The organism is Pseudoalteromonas sp. SWYJ118 (assembly GCF_015864505.1).
GTDB classification, from domain to species: domain Bacteria; phylum Pseudomonadota; class Gammaproteobacteria; order Enterobacterales; family Alteromonadaceae; genus Pseudoalteromonas; species Pseudoalteromonas arctica.
Genome location: NZ_JADYXC010000022.1, coordinates 66,258 through 85,878, shown reverse-complemented (window position 1 = coordinate 85,878; position 19,621 = coordinate 66,258). Strand labels below are relative to the sequence as shown.

At 38.4% G+C, this 19,621-nt stretch carries 16 protein-coding genes; 8 read left to right on the top strand and 8 right to left on the bottom strand.

Features of this window, described 5'->3' with window-relative positions; translation table 11 throughout:
* Positions 1-185: 185 nt before the first annotated feature.
* The 3 genes from ybaK to dnaK form a co-directional block, all read right to left on the bottom strand.
* A complete protein-coding gene (gene ybaK, locus I6F48_RS17435) occupies positions 186-647 on the bottom strand; it encodes a Cys-tRNA(Pro) deacylase (protein WP_010553941.1) in 462 nt (153 codons plus the stop codon).
* Between the two features lie 96 nt (positions 648-743).
* Positions 744-1,883: a molecular chaperone DnaJ gene (gene dnaJ, locus I6F48_RS17430; RefSeq protein WP_010553942.1), complete on the bottom strand. Its 1,140-nt coding sequence runs from the start codon at positions 1,881-1,883 to the stop codon at positions 744-746.
* A gap of 202 nt (positions 1,884-2,085) precedes the next feature.
* Positions 2,086-3,999 (bottom strand): molecular chaperone DnaK, encoded by a 1,914-nt coding sequence (gene dnaK, locus I6F48_RS17425; RefSeq protein ID WP_008171317.1) that lies wholly within the window; start codon positions 3,997-3,999, stop codon positions 2,086-2,088.
* A gap of 242 nt (positions 4,000-4,241) precedes the next feature.
* Here dnaK and I6F48_RS17420 point away from each other — a divergent pair, with 242 nt between their 5' ends.
* Entirely contained in the window at positions 4,242-5,057 is an 816-nt protein-coding gene (locus tag I6F48_RS17420) for a thioesterase family protein (RefSeq protein ID WP_024593153.1), read from the top strand.
* On the opposite strand, the gene I6F48_RS17415 is transcribed toward I6F48_RS17420, so the two are convergent.
* Complete coding sequence (locus I6F48_RS17415; RefSeq protein ID WP_197119945.1) at positions 5,046-5,798, bottom strand: substrate-binding periplasmic protein; 753 nt, start codon at positions 5,796-5,798, stop codon at positions 5,046-5,048. The two genes, I6F48_RS17420 and I6F48_RS17415, sit on opposite strands and share 12 nt — an antisense overlap.
* A 164-nt stretch (positions 5,799-5,962) precedes the next feature.
* Here I6F48_RS17415 and I6F48_RS17410 point away from each other — a divergent pair, with 164 nt between their 5' ends.
* The 4 genes from I6F48_RS17410 to I6F48_RS17395 all read left to right on the top strand — a co-directional run bounded on the left by I6F48_RS17410 (position 5,963) and on the right by I6F48_RS17395 (position 11,228).
* A complete protein-coding gene (locus I6F48_RS17410) occupies positions 5,963-7,129 on the top strand; it encodes a paraquat-inducible protein A (protein WP_024593151.1) in 1,167 nt (388 codons plus the stop codon).
* Positions 7,126-8,781 carry an intermembrane transport protein PqiB gene (pqiB, locus tag I6F48_RS17405; protein WP_007582433.1) on the top strand — a complete coding sequence of 552 codons (1,656 nt, stop codon included), beginning with the start codon at positions 7,126-7,128 and terminating at the stop codon, positions 8,779-8,781. Before I6F48_RS17410 ends, pqiB begins: the two co-directional genes overlap by 4 nt.
* Entirely contained in the window at positions 8,781-9,389 is a 609-nt protein-coding gene (locus I6F48_RS17400) for a PqiC family protein (protein WP_197119944.1), read from the top strand. The genes pqiB and I6F48_RS17400 overlap by 1 nt, the downstream gene beginning before the upstream one ends.
* 456 nt (positions 9,390-9,845) lie before the next feature.
* Positions 9,846-11,228, top strand: coding sequence for a Na+/H+ antiporter NhaC family protein (locus tag I6F48_RS17395; protein WP_007582429.1), 1,383 nt, complete (start codon positions 9,846-9,848; stop codon positions 11,226-11,228).
* A 67-nt stretch (positions 11,229-11,295) separates the two neighbouring features.
* Here I6F48_RS17395 and I6F48_RS17390 read toward each other — a convergent pair whose 3' ends face one another.
* Positions 11,296-14,178 (bottom strand): insulinase family protein, encoded by a 2,883-nt coding sequence (locus I6F48_RS17390; RefSeq protein ID WP_165728349.1) that lies wholly within the window; start codon positions 14,176-14,178, stop codon positions 11,296-11,298.
* A 238-nt stretch (positions 14,179-14,416) separates the two neighbouring features.
* On the opposite strand from I6F48_RS17390, the gene I6F48_RS17385 reads away from it, so the two are divergent.
* The gene (locus I6F48_RS17385; protein WP_024593147.1) at positions 14,417-14,833 is read left to right on the top strand and encodes an MAPEG family protein; all 417 of its coding nucleotides are present in this window, start codon (positions 14,417-14,419) and stop codon (positions 14,831-14,833) included.
* A gap of 64 nt (positions 14,834-14,897) precedes the next feature.
* On the opposite strand, the gene I6F48_RS17380 is transcribed toward I6F48_RS17385, so the two are convergent.
* Positions 14,898-15,638: a peptidylprolyl isomerase gene (locus I6F48_RS17380; RefSeq protein ID WP_024593146.1), complete on the bottom strand. Its 741-nt coding sequence runs from the start codon at positions 15,636-15,638 to the stop codon at positions 14,898-14,900.
* A gap of 248 nt (positions 15,639-15,886) precedes the next feature.
* On the opposite strand from I6F48_RS17380, the gene I6F48_RS17375 reads away from it, so the two are divergent.
* Positions 15,887-16,072, top strand: a complete 186-nt coding sequence (locus I6F48_RS17375; RefSeq protein ID WP_101163566.1) for a hypothetical protein — start codon at positions 15,887-15,889, stop codon at positions 16,070-16,072.
* An 87-nt stretch (positions 16,073-16,159) separates the two neighbouring features.
* On the top strand, positions 16,160-17,791 hold the full coding sequence (ushA, locus tag I6F48_RS17370) for a bifunctional UDP-sugar hydrolase/5'-nucleotidase UshA (protein WP_197119943.1): 1,632 nt from the start codon (positions 16,160-16,162) through the stop codon (positions 17,789-17,791).
* 26 nt (positions 17,792-17,817) lie between these two features.
* Here the strand turns inward: ushA and I6F48_RS17365 are convergent, their stop codons facing one another.
* Positions 17,818-18,762 carry a hypothetical protein gene (locus I6F48_RS17365; protein ID WP_165741119.1) on the bottom strand — a complete coding sequence of 315 codons (945 nt, stop codon included), beginning with the start codon at positions 18,760-18,762 and terminating at the stop codon, positions 17,818-17,820.
* Entirely contained in the window at positions 18,755-19,621 is an 867-nt protein-coding gene (locus tag I6F48_RS17360) for a hypothetical protein (RefSeq protein WP_197119942.1), read from the bottom strand. The genes I6F48_RS17365 and I6F48_RS17360 overlap by 8 nt, the downstream gene beginning before the upstream one ends.

Below are 19,621 nucleotides of genomic sequence, written 5' to 3'. Positions count from 1 at the left end.
CGATGATCAGGGATTGGTGAAAAATGTTCATTAAAGGCAGATAACATTTGAGACTCCTATGAATTAGAAGCGTATTTGATCACACTTGGCTCAAAATGGAAAGTTCATGATCTTGCCCTGGGGATTGAGCAAATAGCCTAACTTAAATTAATTTTTGGTATAGAAGATAATTATAAAAATAAAATTTATAAATCGCCAAATTTTGCATTGGTCAATAAGGCTAAATCAGTTGGCGAGAGTGCTATTTCTAAGCCTCTTTTTCCGGCGCTCACATAAATAGTGTCAAAGAGAGAAGCACTGCTATGAATAAACGTAGCTAGACGTTTTTTTTGTCCAAGCGGACTCACCCCTCCTAAAATATAACCGGTACTAACTTGTACTTTTTGTGGGGCAGCCATAATTACTTTTTTAGCACCACATAGTTTAGCTAACTGTTTTAAATTAACTTGTTGAGATACAGGCGTAACAGCAACAATCAGTTGCCCTTCATGTGTTTCAAGTACTAAGGTTTTAAATACTTGTGCACTGTCTAAATTTAACTTTTCAACGGCTTCAAGCCCGTAGTGACTATTATTCTTATCGTGCTCATAACTGAGTACTTCAAAGGTTTTTTTTTGCTTTTTAAGTAGATCTATTGCTGGTGTCATGCTGTTTCATCTTTTTTATTCACAGTAACAAAAATTAAGTTTAAAGCAAAAAAAACGACGCTAAAAGCGTCGTTTTTTGTTCATAATAATTTAAATTTATTTAGTTAAATCATCAAAAAACTTTTTAACACCGTCAAAAAAGCCTTGCTCTTTAGGACGGTTTTTAGAGCTGTCTGTGCCCATGCTTTCATCTAACTCTTGAAGTAGTTCACGTTGACGCTCGTTAAGATTAACTGGCGTTTCGATTACCACTTTACAAATTAGATCGCCTTGGGCACCACTGCGTACAGACTTAACACCTTTGCCACGCATACGGAACATTTTGCCCGTTTGAGTTTCAGACGGTATTTTAAGTTTTGCACGACCATCAAGTGTTGGCACCTGAATTTCGCCACCAAGGCCTGCTGTAGTAAAGCTAATTGGTACTTCACAATATAAATTATTCGCTTCACGTACAAATATTTCATGTTCACGAACCGATACTTGCACGTACAAGTCGCCCGACGGCGCGCCATGCATTCCGGCTTCGCCTTCACCCGTTAAGCGAATACGGTCGCCTGTATCAACGCCAGCTGGAATTTTAACTGAAAGCGTTTTAGTTTTTTCTACGCGGCCTTGTCCATGACAACTGTTACAAGGGTCTGAAATAATTTGACCTTGTCCCTGACACGTTGGACACGTTTGCTGAACAGCAAAGAAACCTTGGCGCATTTGCACCTGGCCAGCACCATGACATGTAGTACATGTTTTAGGCTTAGAACCCGCTTTAGCACCACTGCCATCACATGGCTCACAACCAACCCATGTAGGTACTTTAATTTCAACTTCTTTACCACGAACAGCTTCTTCTAAGCTTAAGTCCATGTTGTAACGTAAATCAGATCCACGTTGTTGACGAGATTGACGTCGACCACCGCCGCCACCAAAAATATCGCCAAATACATCGCCAAATACATCACCAAAGTCGCCATGTCCGCCACCAAAACCACCGTGACCACCGCCACCACCTTGTTCAAAGGCTGCGTGACCATGTTGGTCATACATTTGACGTTTTTGATCGTCGGTTAAAATTTCGTACGCTTCTTTAACTTCTTTAAATTTTATTTCGAGATCTTTATCGCCTGCGGTACGATCTGGATGATATTTCATCGCTAAGCGTTTATACGCTTTTTTTATGTCTCGCTCACTCGCATCTTTGCTTACGCCGAGGACTTCGTAATAATCGCGTTTTGACATATCTATCACACTACTCTTTTCTGTTTACAGCGTAAGCTGCAGGATAAATCGATAAATCGCATCGATTTATCATTGAATTTTTAAACCTTGAATACATGCAAAAGGCGCGACAAGCTATTGCTCGCGCGCCTCAATTGTTCATCCTAACCTAAACACCTAACTGAGTTAAGTGTTTTTGGCTAGCGAGAAGCGGTAGCAACAATTACTTGTCGTCTTTCACTTCTTCGAACTCTGCATCAACAACGTCGTCGTCTTGCTTAGTTGACTGTTGTTCGCCAGCGTCTGCTGAACCTTGCTGTGCTTTCGCTTGAGCAATTTCCATTAGTTTTTGAGACTTTTCAGCAAGAGCTTGAGTTTTAGCTTCAATCTCTTCTTTATTGTCGCTCTTAATTGCAGCTTCTAAATCTACAACAGCAGCTTCAATTGCTTCTTTGTCTTCGTTTGGTAATGCATCGCCAGCTTCTTCAATTTGCTTACGTGTACCGTGAACTAAAGCGTCAGCTTGGTTACGAGCAGCTACAAGTTCTTCAAACTTTTTATCGTCTTCAGCATGTGCTTCTGCATCACGAACCATCGCTTCAATTTCGTCATCGCTTAAGCCTGAAGATGCTTGAATCGTAATCTTTTGCTCTTTACCTGTATCTTTATCTTTCGCAGATACATGTAAGATACCATCGGCATCAACATCAAATGTTACTTCGATTTGTGGTGTACCACGTTGTGCTGGACGAATACCTTCTAGGTTAAATTGACCTAGAGATTTATTGTCGCTTGAACGTTTACGCTCGCCTTGAAGTACATGAATTGTTACAGCAGATTGATTATCTTCAGCTGTTGAGAACGTTTGCGATTTCTTAGTAGGAATCGTCGTGTTTTTCTCAATCAATGCAGTCATTACTGAACCCATTGTCTCAATACCTAGAGATAATGGAGAAACGTCTAGTAATAGTACATCTTTAACGTCACCAGCAAGTACACCACCTTGAATCGCTGCGCCTACGGCTACTGCTTCATCAGGGTTAACATCTTTACGAGGTTCTTTACCGAAGAACTCTGCAACGATTTTTTGTACTAAAGGCATACGTGTTTGACCACCAACAAGAATAATGTCGTTGATGTCGCTTACTGATAAATCAGCATCAGCAAGTGCACGTTTAAGTGGCTCAATTGTTTTAGTTACTAAATCTTCAACTAGTGACTCAAGCTTAGCACGTGTTAGTTTCACGTTCATGTGCTTAGGACCAGATGCATCAGCGGTTACATACGGAAGGTTTACTTCTGTAGACTGTGCAGATGAAAGTTCAATTTTTGCTTTTTCAGCAGCTTCTTTAACACGTTGCATTGCAAGCGGATCATTTTTAAGGTCTAAGCCTTGATCTTTCTTGAATTCAGCTACTAAGTAGTTGATTACGCGGTTATCGAAATCTTCACCACCTAAGTGAGTGTCGCCGTTTGTAGCAAGTACTTCAAAAGTGTGCTCGCCTTCAACTTCATCAATTTCAATGATTGATAAATCGAAAGTACCGCCACCTAAGTCATATACTGCAACTACGTTTTCGCCACGGTTTTTATCCATACCGTAAGCAAGTGCCGCAGCAGTTGGCTCATTGATAATACGTTTAACTTCAAGACCCGCAATACGACCAGCATCTTTCGTAGCTTGACGTTGTGAATCATTAAAGTATGCAGGTACTGTGATTACGGCTTCAGTTACTTCTTCACCTAAGAAGTCTTCAGCTGTTTTCTTCATTTTTTTCAGTACTTCAGCAGAAATTTGTGGTGCAGCGCGTTTTTCGCCGCCCGCTTCTACCCATGCATCGCCGTTATCAGCTTTAACAATTTTAAACGGCATGATGCCGATATCGCGTTGTACTTCTTCGTCTTCAAAACGACGACCAATTAAACGCTTAATTGCAAATAATGTGTTTGTCGGGTTAGTAACCGCTTGACGCTTAGCAGATTGACCTACTAATGTTTCGCCGTCTTGCGTGTAAGCAATAATAGACGGGGTTGTGCGATCGCCTTCCGCGTTTTCAATAACACGTGCTTTGCCACCATCAAGTACTGCAACACAAGAGTTTGTAGTACCTAAATCGATTCCAATAATTTTACCCATGAAACTTCTCCAACTTCAATATTCGTTAATACGTTCGATGACATAGTAAATAGGGATGCGCCAAACTTATTTCAACTGTAAAAATGAAAAAAAATTCATTTTTTATGATTTATTTACAAAATAACCCTAATAATTGTAAGGAATGATGATTTTTACACCGCTGGAGTCGCTTTTAATTACTGGTCTGACTAGTTTGATTGTGTTATAAATTTATTAAATCGCACTATAAAAGGATATCTTCTATGCATTTTGAACAATTACTTCAGCAAGCTTCAAAAATTGGAAATTCAGACAATACCGAACAATCAACTAGCACAATGCAATTCCCAGAAAACTGGTGTCAGGGCAGAACTGCTTTTGGTGGGCTTTCGGCTGCGCTGTTATATCAAGCAATCAGAGGCAAGGTAACGGATGATCGTCGCTTACTTTCACTCAGTACTAATTTTGTAGGGCCATTACTTGCCGATACCTCTTTTTCATTGTCTGTTGAAATACTGCGCCAAGGTAAAAGCAGTACACAGGTACTCGCCAAAGCGATTCAAAATGAACAAGTGTGCGTAATTGTACAAGCGTGTTTTGCTAAAAGTAGAGAGTCGGGTATTAATGTGCCTGTTTCGAAGTCTTTGGGTTTAAAGCCAGTAGATGAGCGCCACACGTTACCTTTTATAAAAGGTCAGATGCCTGAATTTTTCCAACATGTTGATTTATGCCCCCAACAAGGTGCTATGCCATTTAGTAGTGCAGAAACTTCTCATTTAGGTGGCTGGATGCGCTTTAAACATACGCCCGAACAAATAACTGAAGCCCATGTGATTGCACTTACCGATGCATGGCCGCCAACACTTTTACAAATGTTTAAACAACCCGCTCCTGCAAGTAGCATGTCGTGGTATTTAGAATTTGTGCAAGAGCCAAACTTAACACCTGGAGAATGGCTTGGCTTTGAAGCAATTACTCATCATTCAAAAGATGGTTACGGTTTAGAGGATGGCTGTATATGGTCGCAGTCGGGTGAGCTAATAGCGCTTACACGTCAAACAGTGGCTTTATTTGATTGATGAATGGGTTTGGGTTTGGCCTTCATCAACAATCCTTTTATAAGTACCATTTTGCTTGATGAGCGCCAAACCAATATCAAACTCAGTAGCTAAAGAGAAGTTGTTAAAATAAGCAGGTCGATCTGCTTTTGGAAATAAAGTGTAAATTTGCACAGCTTCGGGGGATTTATGTTGATTGTAGTAATAGTAAAAAATACGCTTATCTAACACAATTACATCAACCCAACCTTTTAACAGCTTATCTACCTGCGCTTTTTGATTAATAACCTCTTGATATGAGCTAAAGTGTTTAACATTCCTTTTAAATATAGGAGGCAGATATGCCGTTGCATTTTGAAAAGCAAGAACGTTTTTATTAAACATGCCTTCTATTTTATCGATGTTATATTTATTTCGCTTGAGTGTAATGGCCACATTTTCATAACTAAGTACCGTTTTACTTGGATAAATACCCGCACTAATTCCTCCAGCATAATTTAAAAGTATATCTACTCCTTTATTATGTAATTGATGCTCAGCGCGTTTATTCGACATATATTGCACATTAATATTAGCAAATCCATTGGCATTTAACGCGGCTTTTATTAAATTTAGGTGTATACCCGAGTCCGTTTTTACAAAAACATAGGGGTGAATTGATGCGCTCGCAGCGATGATTACCTCTCGCTCTTTATTAATAGCCACAGCATTTTGCGAGCAAATAAAGAGCCACATTAATATGTAGTAAAAATAATATTTCACATGCTTCCTTTATATAACGAACAGCTTGATAGCAGAACGCGTTGTATTAATGTATTAAATATAGCAAAATTGAAGAAATATTCTTCTTGCTTGGTATTAAATTGCAAACTGTATGCCCCTGCTGCGATCTGATCATAGATATACCTCGCATAATCGCAAAACAAATGGCGATATGCCCACATTGCCACCATAAACTTTGCGAAGCCGATGTTAATCACGATAGTCGTATAGTTGCACTAAGCTTTAGCGCACTATTAATGCTGCTGAGCAGTATGTTTTACCCTTTTATTTCTTTTAGCAGTAGTGGTATTACTCAAACTATTACTCTGCCCGACGCGGCTCGGATTTTATTTAATTACGATAGTGAACTGCTTGGCTTATTTATCGATTTGAGCATTATTGCTCTGCCTATGGGTTTGCTTCTTATTTTAATTCCTTTGCATCTTGGGCTTTTAAAAACATTACCAGAGGGCATAGCAAGGCGACTACTAAAGTTCACCCTTGCGTTAGAGCCCTGGATTATGTCGGAAATATTTTTAATTGGCGTACTTGTTAGTATGGTTAAAATCATGTCGCTGGCTGATATTAGCTTTGGCACGAGTTTTTGGGCTTATGTGGGGTTTGTTATTTTATACATAGCCGCGCTTGTTCACTTAAATCGCCCACGCTTATGGGCTCAAATAAAGCCTGTAAAAGTACTCGAAGGCGCAGAGCATGCTAAACGTGCAATAGATGAAAATATTAAAGCTTGCCATGTGTGCCATCAACTTTGTACAGGTAATGTATGCCAGCGTTGCCATACTAAAACACATGTCAGAAACCCTTACAGCGTACAAAAAGCAGCAGCTTGGCTAATTACCTCTGTTGTTTGTTATATTCCAGCTAATGTTTTGCCTATTATGCATACCACTAGTCTTGGGGATGAATCCCCTTCAACTTTAATTGGTGGCGTAATTACACTTTGGAAAAGTGGCTCCTACCCTATTGCCGCTATTATATTTTTAGCCAGCGTTGTGGTGCCACTTGCTAAAGCTTTTGTATTGAGCTTTTTATGCTTTATGGTAACGAGGCCTGCCAATAGACATACAAAAAGTTACACCCGAATTTATCAACTGACTGAGTTTATTGGAAAATGGTCGATGATAGATGTATTCGTGGTTGCTATTTTAGTTGCCTTAGTTCAACTGGGTAATTTAATGTCAGTAACACCAGGATTAGGCATTGTATTTTTTACAGTTATGGTAATATGCCAAATGATGGCTGCCCATGCCTTTGACCCACGCTTGTTGTGGGATTCCCCTAAAAACAAAAAATCAGAGAACAAAGCATGACCGAAACTGCCGAAATAACAAAAGAACCGAAAATTTCCGCTATCTGGATCATTCCGGCAATTGCGCTGTTAGTGGGCATGTGGATGTTATACCAATACCAAGCTAATAAAGGCCCTACAATTTTTATCGAAATGCCACAAGCTGAGGGCATTATTGCAGGTAAAACTGAAATAAAAGTGCGCAGTGTAAAAATAGGTCAAATTGATCATGTTCGACTATCAGACACCCAAGACAGCGTTATTGCCCGTGCGCAAATAGACAAAAACTACAATAACTTATTAACTGATGATGCCAAAATTTGGGTTGTAAAACCACGCATTGATGAAACGGGTATTAGCGGAATGAGTACGCTATTGTCTGGTGTATATTTAGAGTTTTCACCCGGTGAAAGTAAAGAGCTAAAAGAGCGTTTTAAATTACAAGACGAACCCGCCCTCATTGGTAAAGATGTGAAAGGTGGCCGTTTTAAATTAATGAGTTACAACGCTGAAGTGCTTGATGTGAGTACCGGTATATTTTTCAAAAATTACAAAATAGGTCAAATAGAAACCGCCACTTTTGATTGGGAAAACCAGGCAATGAAGTACGGCGTATTTATTAAAGAACCTTATCAAAATCTCATAACCATGAACTCTATTTTTTGGGTGAACGCAGGGATTGAAATTGACCTATCTGCCGATGGCATCAATATTAATACGGGCTCTTTAAGTAAACTTTTAAAAGGCGGCATTTCGGTTGGCTTACCTGAGCAACAGGCCCCGGGTGAAATAGCACAAGATGGGCATAGCTTTTCATTAAGCCAAAGCTATAAAGAAGCGCTAGAAGAGCGCTTTTACGATTTTGATTACTACCTCATTGAATTTGAACAATCAGTTCGAGGACTACGCACAGGTGCTCCTGTCGAATATAGAGGTATGCGTGTAGGTACTGTTGTTGAAACCCCTGCCAATGTAATTATTGACGGTAAACCTGCCCACTTTAGAAACCATAATACGGCGGTTCCAGTACTTATAAAAGTAGAATACGGACGCTTGTATCACGACAGTGCCTCAGCTAAAGAGTATTGGCAAGGTAGTTTAAAAGGCTGGATTGAAAGTGGTATGCGCGCCTCGTTAAAGCCTGGTAATTTATTAACGGGTGCAGTATACGTTGATTTTGATATATACCCAGATGCACCGCAAGCGCACCTAGGTAAACTTGTGCAGTATGATGTTTTTCCGAGTATTTCTAGCGGCATAACCGTATTAGCAGACCAAGTATCTGACGTACTTAATAAAGTAAATAACTTAAAAGTTGAAGATAGCTTAGAACAAATGCAAGCCACATTTACCGATTACCGAGCGCTTGCTAATGAAATGCGAGAGCTGCTAAGCCAAAAAGATACACAAAACTTACCAGGCGACTTTAATCGTAATTTCGAAAAGATGACAAAAAGTATGGAGCAGTTTGAAGTAACTATGCGCCAATTTGATAAAACCATGGCCAGTTACCAAGCAGGTTCTGAACTTCATCATCAAATACAGCAAACATTAAAAGAGTTTAAACGTTTAAGCGAGGGCCTACAACCTCTAACTCGCGGATTAAACGAGCAACCTAATATGCTAATTTTTGATAAATCATTACCAGCAGATCCAAAACCAAGGAAGCAATAATGAAATCGTTATTTTTAACTGCAAGTTTATTATTACTATTGGCAGGTTGTAGTTCATCAATACAAACTGCAACACAATATTATCAGTTTGAGCAGCCTATTGGTGCCTCGTCTCGAAATGTGACAGACACAGACGCACAATTAAGAATACAAACAGTTGTACTTAGAGGTGCTTTAAATAATTTAGGTATTGCTATGAAAATAGATAGCAACCAAATTCATGCCGCAAATTACAACCTGTGGGGCGAATCGCCGGATGTAATGCTCACTGCAACAGCCCAGCAAACTCTTTTTAATGCTATGCCAAATTGGATGGTAATAAAGGGCTTACCGGTCATTACTGAACTCGATCAGCAAACGTTTTATGAGCTTGAATACGAAATTCACCACTTTAATGGCGATATGGAAGGTAACGCTGATATTTCAGGGCTTTGGCGTTTATATTACACACACCCTGAAACAGGCCGACGTCTTATAAGTATTCATAATTTTTCAAACCTAGTGCCTATCGATGATGATGGATACGACGGTTTAGTTTCAACGCTTGAAGCAACATGGCTAAATATAAACCTAAATGTTGCAGAACAAATAGAACAAGCAAGACTTTAATCATTAAGTGAAAGTATAATTACGGCGGTTTTATCATTAATTACCGCCGTACCTTTCGCTTAAAACTCCTTCTTTAATAATTTTTATCCTGCTCAACACTCCGCGCCACAAAAAAGTGAGCCATATGAATCACACTATTAAAGCCGCCTCTAATAAACTTAATCAATTTATGTATTTTTTTGTTGACTGAAATTAAAAAGCAGATTATTTTTGCGCCGATGTTTTTACAGGCACAACAATAGCGGTTTGCACTCCTTGCACCGTCTGGCGCCAAAGCCAACGCGTTTCACTTAAACTGCAATTTAACATAACTGTTTATGTGTTCCTCCCACGCGTACAAAAGCAGTGACTTGGAAAATGATTTAACAACAAACTTATCATCTTCTTTGTTTTTGTATAAGCAGCTTGAAAATTAATTTAATTTTGATGCATGCTTTTAATTTTGTGAATACTTAAATGCTTGAACCTTCTGCGTTGAGTTTACTACCACCGTTAGTGGTGGTTGTATTGGCTGTTGTATTACGCCGCCCTATTTTATCTTTACTTATTGGTGCTTTAGTTGGTTTAGTTATAGCCGACCCTGCACAGGTACTTACTAACTTTGCGAGTACATCGCTAAAAGTGATGACAGACGAAACCATCGGCTGGCTAATACTTGTATGTGGTGGTTTTGGCGCACTTATCGCACTATTAGTGCGTACAGGTGGCGCATCGGCTTTTGGCAAGTTAGCTCTTAAGTACACCAAAGGTAAGCGTTCATCGTTGTTCATGACCTTTTGTTTAGGTGTGGTTATTTTTATTGATGACTACTTAAATGCGCTTACCGTGGGTGAAACCATGAAACGCATTACCGATAAATTTAAAGTTAGCCGCGAAATGCTTGCTTACGTTGTTGACTCAACTGCGGCACCAATTTGTGTGCTTGTCCCTTTATCTACCTGGGCGGTATTTTTTAGTGGCTTATTGGTAGATAACGGTATTGCTGAAGAAGGCAAAGGTATTGCTGTTTATATTCAAGCTATTCCGTACATGTTTTACGCGTGGTTTGCAGTGCTTGTTGTTTTACTTGTTGTGTTGGGTGTTATTCCTGCGATTGGTCCAATGAAAAAAGCAGAACAAATGGCGCAAATTGAGCAAGCTCAAGTCGATCCAGCTCAATACAATAACGTTCAAACGGCAGATGAATACGCAGTAAAAGCAGCTGAAGAAAACTTTGAAGACGCTGATCCTAAAGGTAAATTACGTAACTTTTTGGTGCCGATTATTTTACTGGTTGCATTTACTGTTTACTTTGAAATTGACGTATATAAAGGCTTATTAGCAACAATGGCGGTCACTCTCCCATTTTATGCACTACAAAAATTAATGAGCGTAAGTGAAATGATTGAGCGCATGCTTGATGGCTTTAAAAGTATGATCCCCGCGATTGGTACTGTTATAGCGGCGTTTATATTTAAAGATGTATGCGACTTAATTGGTTTACCTCAGTTTGTTATTGGCAGCTTAAGCCCTTATATGACTGCTGCATATTTACCAGCCGTGGTATTTATTTCAATGGCTATTTTAGCGTTTGCAACAGGGTCGAGCTGGGGTATTTTTGCTGTATCAATTCCGATTGTTATGCCACTGGCAAATGCGGTTGATGCAAACATACCACTGGTCATTGGTGCGCTATTATCGGCTTCTTCTTTTGGTAGCCAAGCGTGTTTTTACTCAGATTCAACCGTACTCGCAGCGCAAGGCTCTGGTTGTAATTTAATGAGCCATGCCGTTACACAATTGCCTTACACGCTAATTGCTGCGGCATTAGCTGTTATAGGCTTTTTAATAATGGCTTAAATTTACTTAAATAAAAACCCCAATGTAGCAATACATTGGGGTTTATTTTTAGCTGTATAAATAAAGCTTATTTTTGTAGTTTAATACCATTGTAATAGGCATCAAGCGTTGTGATTTTAGTTTGATTTGGTAAATCGGCAAAGTCACTTTCTATAAACTTAGTACCACGTAATTGCACATTTAAACGTGCCGCATTAGGATTAAGCATTGTTTGCTTGTAGTAGTCTTTTATATCTGCAAGCGTTACTTTTTCAACTTCATCAATCAGCTTTTGCTTAGAATCAAAGGTAAAATTTTCACGGTACCAATCGTTTATAAGTGGGCTCATTTCGTCACTTAAGTTTTTAGGCTGCTCTTTAAGCGATACTAGGGTTGAATTTTTAAGCTGCTCAAAAGTCTCTTCGCTCATGTTATCAAGTTCAACTGCGTATTCTTTTTTAAACTTATCAAAACGAGCTTGTATTTCTTTAGGACCTTTAACCGGTGTTTGAATATACAAACCAATTGCTGAGTAATCCTCGATTGGGCGAGCTAATGCACCTACTGCGTATGCAAGCTGCTCCTCAGTACGCATTTTATCAAACGCAACTGTTCTAAAGTGGCTTTGTAATACAGCCGCTTCTGCTTTTTGTTTGTAACCCGCAACAGGGTGAACGGTCATATCAACCACCGCTACATCAGCTACATCTATATCTTTTTGCAGTACCAGCGTTTCGCCCGGTTGTGGCAACCATGCTTTGCTTCGCGCAAATTCACTGCGTTTATGGTTGCTTGGTAATGTTGCACTTAATTCGTCTGCAATCGCGTCTATATCTTGCTGATTGTAGTTACCGTAACTAAATACGCGTAAATCGTTTTGTGCAAACGTAGCTGTTTTTAATTGTGCTAAGTCGGCAACACTCACTGAGTCAGCGGCTTTAATAAGCGCGTCTGTATCAAAACCACCTGTACGCGTTAGTTTTGAATACTCGCCAAATGCTTGTGCATACGGAAACTGTTTTTGTTGGTTTAGTAAATTACGTTTAAAGCGATCAACTGCTTGGCTAAATGCTTGTGCTGTTTCATCGGCTTTTAATCCGGTTAAAGCTTGTTTAAGCAATACATCTTGTTTATCTGTAAAACCACTCATAGATAAAACAAGACCATTACTCGGCGCAAGGCTTACACTCATACCAGCGATTGCTGCTTCGGTACTTAACTGACTTTGTTGAATATTGTATAAATCAGCCCAAACAGAATAAAGTACTTCTGCCTTAATATCGTTCAAACCGGGTTGAGTATTTATATAAACTTCAACAAGCCCTTTTGGCTGCTCTGCAAATTTTTGACTTGCTTGGCGCCATACTTTTACACCATTTTTATCGTAAGCAAGCTCAGGGTGTTTTTGCTCTTTAAATGCTTGAGTTTTTATTGCAAAATTTTCAGGCAATAAATTGTTTACAGTTGGTAGTGCTAACTTAAATTCGCTTGGTTTTTTCCAGCTGGCAATTTCATCATCGCTAATATCACTAATGCGGTATTTGCCGTCGTAAAAGTGTAGTTGCGAGTCAGTCTCTTCTTGTTGCGATACATACCAAATACGAAGAGTATCGGCATTTAACTGCTCAAGTACTTTATTTACAGCATCAGCGTCAAATTTTGCATAATAGTAAGGTGCATTAATAGCGTGATTTAACGGATAGTCTTGCATGCTTTGCGTAAGTGAACTTACATAATTAAACTCATCACCTTTTTCTAAAAACTTAAACTGGTTATTTAGTGATGTACGAATTTCGTTGAAGTACTTGCTATCAACGCCCTCTTTTTTAATTAAATCGATGTACTGCATAATAGTCGCAACTATTTCGTCACGATTTTTCATGCCTTCATCTGTAAGCTCTGCGTTTACGTTTAATGACCCGTAATTACCATATTGATTTGGTGCAGCTGAAGCTGACAACTGAGATACCCACCCTTTGTCACGAAGCAGTTGCGCTGGGCTGCCCGGCATTTCATTACTTAGTAAATACGCTACAAATCGGTTTGGTTTAAGCGCGAACTCGCTATTATTATTAGCAATGGTGAAATCAAGTTGTAGCTGTTTTACATCTTCATTTGGTGCATAAAACACGCGTTTACCGCCAGCGTTATCAAAATCAAGCTTTGCAGTTACTGTTGGTTTTTCTATGTTTTTATTTTTTATATCAGCAAAGTATTTTTGTGCTTTTTGCTCCATTTCCGCAATAGGTAAATTAGAAATAAGCGCTACTTTCATGACATTTGAAGAATAATATTTATTATAAAAATCAACCGTTTCTTTGTGAAGAGAACTATTTTCTTTGTCACCAAGTGTTTCTAGGTTACCAATTAAAAAGCGATTAGCTGGGTGATCGCCCATCATTTTACGCGCTAGTTTAAATTGACCAAAAAAGTCCATTTCGCGACGCATTGACCACTCTGCGTTTACTGCATTTTTTTCTTTGTCTGTGTATTCAGGGTATAACTTAGGTGCCTTAAAAAAGTCGGCAAAACGGTCTAGCCCTTCATCAAACGCGTCGTTATTAATTTTAAACATGTAATTAGTAATATCGAGCCAAGTATACGCATTGTGCGCGCCACCATTTTTGGTCATAAAATCAGAATACCCTTTTGTATCTGGGTAACGATCAGTGCCTAAAAACAGCATGTGTTCTAAATAATGCGCCATACCCTGTTGCGACATCGGGTCGTGTAGTAAACCTACACCTACACTTAGTGCCGCTGCTGACTTTTCAGCACCAGGATCAGACACTAAAATAACTTCAATATCGTTTGCTAATTTAAGTGTTTTATATTCGCGGTTATCGTTAGGACTTACAACTAACGTGTCTGATAATAAAGAGGCCGGAGGCGCCACAGAAACCGAAGCTGTATTTGAACAACCACTTAAAACTGCAAGTGCGATAGCACTAAAACCAATAATCTTTTTCATTTTTGTTTTCCATTAAAAAGTATTGCGCAAAATAGCATGCGCCAATTCAAAGCAATATAGTTAAGCTAAACTAACATTTTCAATTAATAACTTTCTACAAAATAACGCTATTTTGTGTAACACATTGTGAAAAATGTCTTCATAATCGGCTATTAGTTGCGAGTCTGCCAACTTTCGAGATTAAAAATCATTCAATATCAAAAGATACACAAACTCTAAATAATAATAAGGAAAAACAATGGAAAAAATCATCATACTTGCCATGTTTGCACAAGTTACGCTTTCACTGGTTGTCATGCTCATTATGGGTAAAAGGCGCTTTGCAGCAGCTAAAAACAAACAATTAGATTTAAGCGATTTTAAAACAATGCAATTAGATAAGGCTGGCGACACTATTAGGGTTGCAGATAGAAACTTTTCAAATCAGTTTGAAATACCTGTGCTTTTTTACGCGGGGTGTTTACTTGCACTACAGCTAAATAGCGCCAGTACACTTGTGGCTATACTGGCCTGTTTATTTGTAGCAACACGTATTGTGCATAGTGTTATTCATTTAGGTGAAAATAACGTACGAGCACGTTTTAAAGTGTTTTTACTAGGTTGTGCTTGTGTGTTTTCAATTTGGCTTGCGATGGTTTGGCGAGTATTACTTTAAACAGCAAAGTTTAATAATAATGTGGGCGGCTGGTTTACGCCATCCACATTACCGTTAATTTTAATTATTTAGCACGTTTTAAACGAGGAACCGCAAGTAAAAAAGCACCTAAAAGCCAAATTAATCCGCCGCCAGAACTGCTACCTGAATCTGTTGATGTGTCAGAATCAATTAGCGTATTTTCAGTAACAGTAAGACCTGCGGCTGAATTAGGATCATCATCCATTACCGCCACGTTTTGAATAGTCACTAAATTAGCACTGCTAATTGTTACATCAGTGCTTGCACATTGTTCAGCAGTAATACCAACAACGGGTGTTTCACCACAGTGTACTAATGCTGCAATTTTATCTAACGTTGATTGGCTTGCTGCAGTAATTTGTCCAAACACAGTAAAGCCACTGTTTTGCGTATCAAGTGCTGCACTGTTGTCTGTAATATTAAAAAACCACTGGCTTGTTGCGCTATTAGCATCACCCGATAGTTTAGCCATCGCAATGGTGCCCTTAACATTAGAAAAAACGGGTTCATTTTCTACAGCAGGTTTTGTGGTAATCGCATCTAGCGAGTCAGAAAATGTAAATCCCCCCCCTTGAATAACAAAGTTACTAACAGAGCGGTGAATTACTGTTTCGTTATATGAATCGTCTTGAACGTAGCTTAAAAAATTTGCAACTGTTTTAGGTGTTTGTTGATCAAACAAGTTAATTTCTATGACACCTTGGCTCGTGTTCATTTCGACAATAGTGGCAGCACTTGTAAAGCTTGCTGCGGCGAGTACTGAGCCAAGTAAAAGTTTTTTCATGTTGTATTCCTGTTGTTATATTTTTAGATAATTGTTAATGCGTTAACACATTAATGCCATAGGCGATTAAAATCGATTCTAAAGTGCGAGTTGATACAAATTAGACCGTGTTGATAACAAATTAATTACATATACCATTACTTATATTCTTTTTAGCTATATAAATCTAATTATTTAAAATTAAATCATCTTAAGAGTATGGCTACTTTTTGTTACCTTTAAAAAACACAAAACAACAGGATCTTATAATGTCACACACTAAACATGCAATTTGCGACTTTGGTTTACACAAAGGCGAACCCTATACAAAACTGCCAGCAAGCTTTTTAACCTGGATGATAGGTACTAATCACCACAAGCGAGAGTATGCGAATACGGAGTTGAAGCGTCGTGAACGTGCTGCCACAAACCAATTAACAGCCCCTTCCAAATAAAATGTAAATAAGTACGTTTTTTTAGCATGGAACTAGTTTAAACTAGCTGCCTGATAAATTAAGTAGACCTTAATCCATAGGTATTTTATGCGTATAATTATTTTATTTTCGGTTATTTTTAGTGTACTCGGATGCACATCTCCTGCTCCTGAATCCGTGTTTAGCGCTACCCCGACTAAATATTTAACTGTTCTTCATACTAATGATAACCACGGGCGTTTTTGGCAAAACGAAAAAGGCGAATACGGTATGGCCGCTCGCAAAACGTTAATTGACTCTTTACGCAATAAAGCTCAAAAGCAAGGTCATGCAGTATTACTACTCTCTGGTGGTGATATAAATACAGGTATTCCTGAGTCAGACTTACAAAAAGCAGAGCCTGACTTTAAAGGTATGTCGCTGATTGGTTACGATGCAATGGCATTGGGTAATCACGAATTCGACAACCCTATTGATGTATTGAAGCAACAGCAAAAATGGGTGAACTTTCCTTTTCTATCAGCCAATATATTTGAAAAAGAGTCAGGCGAACACGCGTTTGATAGCTATAAAATATTCAAAAAGAATGGATTAACTATTGCTGTTATTGGTTTAACAACAACCGACACAGCTAAAATTGGTAATCCTCAGTATATTGGGCACTTAGAGTTTAAAGACCCTGTTGACGTTACAGCAAAACTAGCGAAAGAAATAAAAGCTAAGTACAACCCTGACATTACAATCGCCCTGACTCATATGGGTCATTATGTTGATGCTAGCTTTGGTATTAACGCACCCGGTGATATAACACTTGCTCGCTCACTTCCTGCAAACACGCTAGATATGATCATTGGTGGCCACTCTCAAGAACCTGTATGCATGAGCGATACAAATGTAAATGACGATAGCTTTAAACCAGGTCTTGCCTGTAAACCAGACCAACAAAACGGTACTTACATTATGCAAGCCCATGAATGGGGTAAATATGTTGGTAAAGCTGAGTTTAAGCTTGAAAACGGAAAATTAACGTTACTAGACTACAAACTGATGCCAGTTAATTTGTATGTAGATAAAGTACAAGCTGATGGCTCAACTAAAGAAGTATTAGCAAACGAGTACATTAAACCAGACTCAAAACTTGAATCTTATTTAGCGGTATACCAAGCTAAAGGCGCTAAACAAATTGAAGGTACCATTGGTGAAGTAGATGCTCGCTTAGAAGGTGACAGAAACAAAGTTCGCTACCAACAAACAAATCTTGCACGCGTAATTATTCAAGCTCAAATGGATGTAGTGGGTGCAGACTTTGGACTAATAAGTGGTGGTGGTATTCGCAGCTCAATAGAGGCTGGTGAAGTGAGCTATAAAGATATTTTAAAAGTACATCCTTTTAAAAATCGTATTACTTACATGGATTGGCAAGGCAGTGATTTATGGGACTATTTAAATACAGTAACGAGCTTCCCACCGGATGCTGGCGCTTACTTGCAATACCATAAACTATCGTTTGAGCGTAAAAATAATCAGTTAGTTAATGTTGTTATTAACGGCCAACCTTTGAACAAAAATAAAACTTACCGTATGAGCTTAAATAGCTATAACGCATCAGGCGGTGATGGCTATCCTGCGCTTACAAATAAAAAAGGCTTTGTTAGTACAGACGAAACAGATGCCCAAGCACTTCAAGATTTTATATCAAAAAACAGCCCTCTTAAAACGGCTGAATTTACTCCTAAATAGCCTCTAATAATAGGAAAGTAACCTTGTTACTTTCCTATTATTTCAATACTGCCCTTTTTAATATTTGCCAGCCCATAACTATGCAGACGAGAGCGAGAACCCTCCCCGTATGCTTTAGGTGGATAATATAACTCTTTTTCTTCAGGATACTCACTGAGTACTTCATCTAATGCAGCACGTACTTCGCTCAGGGTTTTTTCTAGGCTATTATTAAAGTTAGGCCTTTTTCTAACCGTATGGCCGAGTTCGACCAACCTATAAAAATACTTGTTAGCAAGCTCTAGCAGCTCCTCTGGCACATCTTTATTATGACTAAGCGCTACATCATCGTTATTTGTACAATACTCTACAAGTGCTAAATAAAAGCACAATGGCTTATTGGCTAAACACATTTTTTGTTCTGTATTACAACTACTTGATAATGTTTTATCGTTAAGGTCAACAATAAGTATCAGCGGCGTAGGCTCTTCAATTGATTGATGCTGTGCATTATTAAACTGCTTATTGCTCTGTTTAATAAACGCAAATTTCACCCAAAAACTAATCAATACACTTAATACTAAAAATATAAAATAGTAAATAAAATGGCTCAATGTAAAGTGGGCTTGTTGGACGTTAAATACAACTAATACGAACCCATTATTAGTGCTCAAACTACGTATTATTTGGTGTGAGTTTACAGGTGTTACCATCTCGTTTTTTGGTGCAATAGCAACAACTTTGAGCTCGTTCGAATTAATGTAGCTGTTTAAAGTTTTAATGTAGCTGTTAACTGCATCTTTATTACCTGAATGCTTTAGCAGCTCATTCGATAAATCGAGTAAGGGTAAGTCGAGTGCTATTTGCCTTTCTATCTGCGTAATTTTTTGTTTAGCTACTTGCTGGCTTTTTTGAGTTACAGAAATATAAAAGACAGACGACAAAATAAAAAACAAACTTATAATAACAAGTAATTGCTTATACTTACTCATCACCAACCTCCTCTTTTAAGCCTACTGAGCTGGCGCCACAGCGCCAAAATGGCTGGACGTTTTGATAGTAATGCAAACTTTGATCTTTAGACATATCAAGCAAATTTTCCTGCACTGCGCATAATAAATCAGTGTTGTTTTGCTGCATTTTTAAATACCATCTTGTTCCAGAAATATTATTACTCAATGGCGTAATATAGTTTTTTGAAAAACGTTTTTCGTCGCTCTCTTTCCAAAACGAAGCAATAATATCTACTTTTCCATTAGCGAGTAAATCACGTAATTCGTTATGAGAGCTAGCATAAGTGATTTTCAAATTGGCTAAATTAATATCCAACTCTTTAAACGTTTGCTTTGGTAAAATATGCCCTGATCGGCTGGTCGGATAATCAAGCAAACCTATGCGCTTATCTAAAAAGTATTGTTTAGTGACTCGAGGTTTTTCTTTAGAAGATATAAAAAAAGCCGTGTAGTCAGAAAAACCAACAACGGGCTGGTAGTTATAGGTCGACTCTGCTTTAAAGGCTGCCATAATATTGTTTTTAGCCAAAATTAAGTCAGCAATTCCTTTACCCACAAACTCAAAGCTGTCTGCCGTTCTATACCCCCAATACCCTTTTACAGAGCCATATTGCTTAGCCACCACGTTATCAGAGCATAACTTTTGTGTTAATAACTTAGCTATTTTTTTTGATTGCGTAAAAACAATTAATTGGCCTTTGTTACTTGTTGCAGTTGTTTGACACTCTGTTGAGGTTTCGATCATAACTGGAAAGTGTAATTCATCATTGTATACACTAACTTGACCGCAAACCCACGTAACGACCAACAATAGAAACAAAAATGTAACAATTAACAT

What these genes read in the sequence shown, in the direction of transcription:
- I6F48_RS17380 (WP_024593146.1), bottom strand. Translation starts at nt 15,638, where the DNA reads ATGAAAAAACTTTTACTTGGCTCAGTACTCGCCGCAGCAAGCTTTACA.
- I6F48_RS17410 (WP_024593151.1), top strand. Translation starts at nt 5,963, where the DNA reads ATGGCGATATGCCCACATTGCCACCATAAACTTTGCGAAGCCGATGTT.
- ushA (WP_197119943.1), top strand. Translation starts at nt 16,160, where the DNA reads ATGCGTATAATTATTTTATTTTCGGTTATTTTTAGTGTACTCGGATGC.
- I6F48_RS17375 (WP_101163566.1), top strand. Translation starts at nt 15,887, where the DNA reads ATGTCACACACTAAACATGCAATTTGCGACTTTGGTTTACACAAAGGC.
- I6F48_RS17360 (WP_197119942.1), bottom strand. Translation starts at nt 19,621, where the DNA reads ATGTTAATTGTTACATTTTTGTTTCTATTGTTGGTCGTTACGTGGGTT.
- I6F48_RS17365 (WP_165741119.1), bottom strand. Translation starts at nt 18,762, where the DNA reads ATGAGTAAGTATAAGCAATTACTTGTTATTATAAGTTTGTTTTTTATT.
- I6F48_RS17390 (WP_165728349.1), bottom strand. Translation starts at nt 14,178, where the DNA reads ATGAAAAAGATTATTGGTTTTAGTGCTATCGCACTTGCAGTTTTAAGT.
- I6F48_RS17395 (WP_007582429.1), top strand. Translation starts at nt 9,846, where the DNA reads ATGCTTGAACCTTCTGCGTTGAGTTTACTACCACCGTTAGTGGTGGTT.
- ybaK (WP_010553941.1), bottom strand. Translation starts at nt 647, where the DNA reads ATGACACCAGCAATAGATCTACTTAAAAAGCAAAAAAAAACCTTTGAA.
- I6F48_RS17400 (WP_197119944.1), top strand. Translation starts at nt 8,781, where the DNA reads ATGAAATCGTTATTTTTAACTGCAAGTTTATTATTACTATTGGCAGGT.
- pqiB (WP_007582433.1), top strand. Translation starts at nt 7,126, where the DNA reads ATGACCGAAACTGCCGAAATAACAAAAGAACCGAAAATTTCCGCTATC.
- I6F48_RS17420 (WP_024593153.1), top strand. Translation starts at nt 4,242, where the DNA reads ATGCATTTTGAACAATTACTTCAGCAAGCTTCAAAAATTGGAAATTCA.
- I6F48_RS17385 (WP_024593147.1), top strand. Translation starts at nt 14,417, where the DNA reads ATGGAAAAAATCATCATACTTGCCATGTTTGCACAAGTTACGCTTTCA.
- dnaK (WP_008171317.1), bottom strand. Translation starts at nt 3,999, where the DNA reads ATGGGTAAAATTATTGGAATCGATTTAGGTACTACAAACTCTTGTGTT.
- dnaJ (WP_010553942.1), bottom strand. Translation starts at nt 1,883, where the DNA reads ATGTCAAAACGCGATTATTACGAAGTCCTCGGCGTAAGCAAAGATGCG.